This window comes from Flexivirga sp., assembly GCF_051955415.1.
Lineage (GTDB): Bacteria > Actinomycetota > Actinomycetes > Actinomycetales > Dermatophilaceae > Flexivirga.
In genome coordinates this window covers 1-5,879 of sequence record NZ_JBQCGS010000065.1, presented here as the reverse complement: position 1 = coordinate 5,879, position 5,879 = coordinate 1, and the positions used below count along the sequence as shown (strand labels likewise).

Genomic DNA, 5,879 nt, shown 5'->3' with positions numbered 1-5,879 from the left:
CTGTCATGAGCGCATCCGCGGTGGTTCCCGGCCCACGGTCGGCCCTCGACGAGGGCACGCTGCACGACCTCTGCGTCGACGGTGCCCAGGTGCTGCTGCCGCGTCTCGTCGCGCAGCCTGCGCCGCCGTCGTCGTCCGGGCGGTCGACCCTCGAGGTGCCGGACGACGCCCGGCACCTGCTCGACGAGCTGCCGGCGTACGGCACCTGAGACGCGCACGAGGCCGGCCCCCGAAGGGACCGGCCTCGTGTCATGTCGCGTCCGGCGCGACCAGCGGCTCAGCTGAAGCTGTCACCGCAGGCGCAGGAGCTGCCCGCGTTGGGGTTGTCGATGGTGAAGCCCTGCTTCTCGATGGTGTCGGCGAAGTCGATCGTGGCGCCGTCCAGGTAGGGGGCGCTCATGCGGTCGACGACGACCTCGACACCGCCGAAGTCGCGCACCAGGTCACCGTCGAGCGTGCGCTCGTCGAAGTAGAGCTGGTAGATCAGGCCCGAGCAACCGCCGGGCTGCACGCCGACCCGCAGGCGCAGGTCGTCGCGGCCTTCTTGTTCGAGCAGGCTCTTGACCTTGGACGCGGCGACGTCGGTCAGCTCGACGTTGTGGGTCTCGGTGGTCGAAGAAGCGTTGGTGTCGACGCTCATGGCATCAAGTCCTTCTCGTTGCGGTCGAACGGATGACGGTCAGCAGCTGCAACACGGTGCCGGCCGGTCTTGTTCCCAGCGTGTCCACATGGGTTGCTGTGTCTCCAGGGTACGTCCTGATTCTCAGGTTGCCGACCAGGTGCCCGCGACCCGCCGCGCCAGCGCGGTGACGGCGGGCAGGTGGTCCAGGGTGGCGGCCCGCCGCAGGCTGTGGGCGTCCAGGAGCGGGTATGCCGCGGAAGCGCCGAGGGACATGGTCTCGCGGCGCCCGACGTCGACGCGTTCGGCGAGCACGATGGCCGGTGTCGCCGCGGCGGCCGCCGCCTGCACTGCGGTCGCGACGGTGTCGTGGGCGAGGCTGCGCCAGTCGAAGATGCGGGTGCCGACGACGACGAGGTCCGCTGCGGCCACGTGGCCGGCGAGATCGACGGTCTCGCCGAACAGGTCGGCGCCGGATCGCAGTTGTGCACCGAGGACGGACAGCGCGAATCCGACGCCTCCGCCGGCGCCGCTGCCCGGGTCCCGGTAGAGGGCGTGCACCGTGCCGGTCAGCAGGTCCTTCGGCGGCGGCACGATGCGGCATACCCGCGCGGCGAACTCACCGATGCGGCGCTCGTTGTCCTGGGCCTCTTGCCCGGTCCAGCCGAGCGTGTCGACCGCGGCAGCCGAGGCGCCCTGCAGTCCGAGCAGCGCGATGTCCTCGCGGTATGCCGCCACGAGCTGGAGCGACCGGGCGCGTTCGACGGCGCGCGGGAGGGCCACCTCGAGGTCGTCACTGCCACCGAGCGTGCGCAGCAGGCCGGCCCCACCGTCGACGGCTGCGGCATCGCCGACGCCGACGACGACGCGCCGAGCACCCTCCTGGATGAGTTCGGCGAGCGCCGCACCGAGCGGCGCGGAGTCGGCTCCATCGAGCAGCCGGGCGCCGTCGAGGTAGTGCACTCCGTTCGCGCGCAGCAGTGTGTCACCGTGCGCCGGCGGGGTGTGCGCGTCGAGCGACCGGGCCAGGGCGGCGACGAAGCCGGCTCCCCCGGACGAGAAGGGCAGCTGCACGATGGTGGTCTCCGGCCGCCGGTCCCGCCAGCCCCGCCCGATGGCGGCGGTGATGTCGCCGGCGGGCAGATGGTCCCAGTGGTCACTGCAGATGACAACGCGCACCGGACCATTGTGACGGCCGCGGGTCGGGGTCAGCCGAGCAGGAGGCGAGCACCTGCCACGAGCGCCCCGAGTGACACCAGCAGCATCAGGGACCACCAGAGCGCACCGGAGACGCCGGTGATGCGGGCGAGCTGATCGGGGTCGGACCGCCGTGCCGTGCCGGCCCGGCGGCTGCGTTGCAGGTCGACGAGCGACCACGGCCCGGCCAGCAGCAGGAACCAGCCGATCAGCTGTGCGACCGCGGTCTGCGCCGTCGGGCCGAGCCAGCGGGTCACGGCGAAGAGGGCCACGCCGCTGGCCAGCACGACCCAGAGTCCGTAGAGATTGCGGATCTGCAGCAGGAGCAGGGCGAGCGCGACCAGCAGCAGCCAGAGCGTGCCGATCGCGTGACCCCGGTGCACGCCCAGCGTCACCAGCAGCCCGAGGACGGCCGGCCCGACATACCCGGCGAGGAGGGTCAGCACCATCCCGACGCCGGTGGGGCGTCCCTTGGAGACGGTGAGGCCGGAGCTGTCCGAGTGCAGCCGTATGCCGGCCAGGCGGCGTCCGGCGAGCAGGGCGACCAGCCCGTGCGCGCCCTCGTGGACGACCGTGACGAGGTGCCGGCTGAGGCGCCATACCGGAGCCCAGACGATGCAGGCGAGCGCGAGCACCGCCAGCGCCAGCGTGACCCGCAGGTCCGGTGCCGGTGTCGTCGCGGTCACCCGCTGCCACCACTGGTCCATGACTACCCAACGAACGTCGTCACGGAATCACGCCGGCGCGGGAGCGCCGGGGCGCACGGTCTCCAGCCACAGGTCGGCGTAGCGGCGGGCATCGACCTCGAGGGCGACGTCGATGACGGCGTCGGCACGGCCGTGCGGGTCATGGGCCAGGTCGCCGGTCCAGTCGCGCATTTCGACGATCGTCCGGCCCCGCGACCAGGTGCCGGCGAGTTCGACCCGCACCGGCAGCGGAGTGGTGCCGGTCCCAGCCGGGTCGATGACTGCGCACACCGCACCCGCGTCGCCGATGGTTGCCTGCTCGGCTCCGAAGCGGTCGCACTGGAACCCGACCAGTTCGCCGGCGAGCCGTGCCACGTCGTCCCCGGCGGCGATCAGGCTGCGGGCCTGGTCACGTGTCACCGTGGGGTCGTAGAAGACGTCGAGGCCGTACATCGTCACCGGTATGCCGAGATCGGCCGCCGTCTCGAGCACGATCGCCGTCGCCTCGGGATCGTGGAAGACGTTGAACTCCGCCGACGCCGTGGCATTGCCGCGCTGTGCGGCGCCGCCCATGAAGACGATCCGTTCCAGGCGACGCAACGCCGAGGGATGGGTCCTGGCCAGCAGCGCGATGTTGGTCATCGGCGCGGTGGGCACCAGGGTGACTGGTTCGGGCGAGGCGTCGAGGACGTCCCGCAGCAACTGCACCGCATGACGTGGGTCCGGGTCACGTGTGGATCGCGCCCAGCCCAGGTCCCCCATGCCGTCGTCTCCGTGGACGTGCCGGGCGTGGACGGCCCGCTCGATCAACGGTCGCTCCGCGCCGCGGCCGACCACGACGTCGTCACGGCCGGCGATCTCGAGCACTGCCAGCGTGTTGCGGGTAACCTGATCGACGTCGGTGTTGCCGCCGACGCAGGTGACGGCACGCAGGTCGATCGCCGGGTGCAAGGCGGCCAGCAACAGTGCGCATGCGTCGTCGACGCCGGTGTCCACGTCCATGACGACAGGGATGCTCCGCATGGGACGACGGTAGCGCCGGCGTCAGTGCTTCAGCTGACCATCCGCTCCCACGGCCGGGTTGCTGGCCTCGGGCACGCGTTCGGCCGGTGCGATCGGGCCAGGTGGTGTGCCGTCTCCGAACGGCGAACCACCGAGGGATGCCCGGTCGTGCGGCTCCATCCAGTTGGTCAGGTCCGGACCGGCCGGCACGATGCCGGTCGGGTTCACGTCCCGGTGCACCTCGTAGTAGTGGTGCTTGATCTGCACGAAGTCGACGGTGTCGCCGAAGCCGGGCGTCTGGAACAGGTCCCGCGCGTACGCCCAGAGTGCGTCGAACTCGTCCAGTTTCTGCCGGTTGCACTTGAAGTGCCCGTGATAGACGGGGTCGAAGCGCACGAGCGTGGTGAACAACCGCACGTCCGCGCACGTGAGCTGCTCGCCCATCAGGTAGCGCCGGTCGGTGAGGCGTTCCTCCAGCCAGTCCAGCGCCGTGAAGAGGCGGTCGTATGCCGCGTCATACGCCTCCTGAGTGCCGGCGAAGCCGCACCGGTAGACGCCGTTGTTGACCTCGGTGTAGATGCGCTGCATCACCGGGCCCATCTCCTCGCGCAGCGCCTCCGGCCACAGATCGGGTGCACCCTCGCGCTGGAAGTCGGTCCATTCGGTCGCGAAATCCAGGGTCATCTGGGCGAAGTCGTTGGTGACCACTGCCCCGCTGGGCACGTCGACCATCGCCGGGACGGTGATGCCGCGTGGGTAGCCCGGGAAGCGCTTGTCGTAGGCATCCTTCAGCCGCGGGATCCGCAACACCGGGTCGAGGCCGCCCTCGTCCAGATCGAAGGTCCAGCTGTCGGAGTCGTGTGTCGGGCCGCACAGGCCGAGCGAGATCGCGTCCTCCAGGCCGAGCAGCCGGCGCACCATGATGGCCCGGCTGGCCCACGGACACGCCCGCGCGGCAACGAGTCGGTAGCGACCGGGCTGGACCGGCCACTGCTCGCTGTCGCGCGTGATGCGGTCGTTGATGTAGCGCGTGTCGCGCTCGAAGGTCGGTTCGACGTAGCTGCCCTGTGCCATGTGTTTCTCCTATGTCAAGCCGCGGCCGGTAGGGCCGGGGTTTGACGGTTGTTGTGGTCTGTTGTCAGGAGGTTGAAGATGACGCGGGCGAGGCGTCGTTTGAGGCAGCGCAGTGCTTCGGTCTTGGATTTGCCCTCGGCGAGCTTCTTCTCGTAATAGGCGTTCCCGAGGGTGTCGGGCATCCGTGCCTGGGTGATCGCGACGCGGTGGATCGCGCAGTTGATCTGCCGATTGCCTGCGCGGGTCATCCGTACCCGCCCGGCGGTGTTGCCTGACCAGACCGGGATCGGCGCGATCCCGGCATGGCGCGCGAACTGGGCCTCAGTGGTGAAGCGGGTGATGCCGGCGGACTCACCCAGCAGCTTGGCCGCGGACAGCTCACCGCACCCGGGCAACCCCAGCAGCGTGGGTACCTCGCGGCGGACCAGCGCACGCAGGCGCTTGTCGAACTCCTTGATCCGGGCCGTCAACGCGATGATGTCGTCCAGCTCGTCCAACGCCATTTCCGCGACCACACCATCGAGGGTGATCAGCCAGGCACGTAGCGCCTGCTGGTGCCTGGCCAGGTCCAGCGACCGCGGCTTGGGAGCGTGGTCGGGGTCGAGTTCGTGCACTCGCCACAACAGGCTATTGATCGTGCGAGTCCTAGTGCCTACCAACGTTTCTCGCCGGTCCACCAACAGTTTCGCTTCCCGCGACACCTCGTCGTGCGAAGCGACCGGTAGCGACGGCTCACGTAGGTACGCCCGGGCGACCGCCAACGCGTCGATCGGGTCGGACTTGCCCCGGGTACGGGCCACTCGTCGTTGCTCGGCCATCATCTTCGGCGGCACCCGCACCACCTGCTGACCGGCGGACAGCAGGTCACGCTCGAGCCGGGCCGACAGGTGGCGGCAGTCCTCGATCGCCCAGGTCAGCTCGTCCCCGAACTGACCCCGGGCCCATCCCAGCGCCTTCGCGTGGCCCTTGCCCGTGGCCGCGACGGTCAGCTGTCCGACCTGTTTGCCGACCTCGTTCACTGCGACGAATGTGTGCGTGTGCTTGTGGACATCGGCTCCAACAACAACCATGGTGGTTGCCTCCTTCACTGGTGAAGTGACTGGACGGTTGGGCCGGTCGGCGGACACATCTCAGTGGGGGCGATGCCACGCTCCTATCAAGTCACGCCGGCCGGCTCCTTCACACCCGGTGCCGGCAAAACGTATGTTCATCAACCCGAAGGCGACACCGACGTTACGAGCCAGACACCAGGTGCTCAGGATCCAACCACCGCGAGAGCGGCAACATCACCCTGACACTGA

General features: G+C 69.8%; 7 protein-coding genes. 1 reads left to right on the top strand and 6 read right to left on the bottom strand.

Annotation, left to right across the window (positions count from 1 at the left end; all coding sequences use genetic code 11):
• A partial coding sequence (locus ACTHL4_RS11035; protein ID WP_440282814.1) for a hypothetical protein occupies positions 1-209 on the top strand: 209 nt, incomplete at its 5' end.
• Positions 210-277: 68 nt separating this feature from the next.
• On the opposite strand, the gene erpA is transcribed toward ACTHL4_RS11035, so the two are convergent.
• From erpA to ACTHL4_RS11005, 6 genes are all read right to left on the bottom strand, one after another.
• On the bottom strand, positions 278-640 hold the full coding sequence (erpA, locus tag ACTHL4_RS11030; RefSeq protein ID WP_440282813.1) for an iron-sulfur cluster insertion protein ErpA: 363 nt from the start codon (positions 638-640) through the stop codon (positions 278-280).
• A gap of 123 nt (positions 641-763) precedes the next feature.
• Positions 764-1,798: a glycerate kinase gene (locus tag ACTHL4_RS11025; RefSeq protein ID WP_440282812.1), complete on the bottom strand. Its 1,035-nt coding sequence runs from the start codon at positions 1,796-1,798 to the stop codon at positions 764-766.
• A 29-nt stretch (positions 1,799-1,827) separates the two neighbouring features.
• Entirely contained in the window at positions 1,828-2,523 is a 696-nt protein-coding gene (locus tag ACTHL4_RS11020; protein WP_440282811.1) for a M50 family metallopeptidase, read from the bottom strand.
• A gap of 27 nt (positions 2,524-2,550) precedes the next feature.
• The gene (locus tag ACTHL4_RS11015) at positions 2,551-3,525 is read right to left on the bottom strand and encodes a nucleoside hydrolase (RefSeq protein ID WP_440282810.1); all 975 of its coding nucleotides are present in this window, start codon (positions 3,523-3,525) and stop codon (positions 2,551-2,553) included.
• Positions 3,526-3,546: 21 nt separating this feature from the next.
• Positions 3,547-4,578 carry a glutathione S-transferase family protein gene (locus tag ACTHL4_RS11010; RefSeq protein WP_440282809.1) on the bottom strand — a complete coding sequence of 344 codons (1,032 nt, stop codon included), beginning with the start codon at positions 4,576-4,578 and terminating at the stop codon, positions 3,547-3,549.
• Between the two features lie 14 nt (positions 4,579-4,592).
• A complete protein-coding gene (locus tag ACTHL4_RS11005; RefSeq protein WP_440282808.1) occupies positions 4,593-5,666 on the bottom strand; it encodes an IS110 family transposase in 1,074 nt (357 codons plus the stop codon).
• Positions 5,667-5,879: the final 213 nt, after the last annotated feature.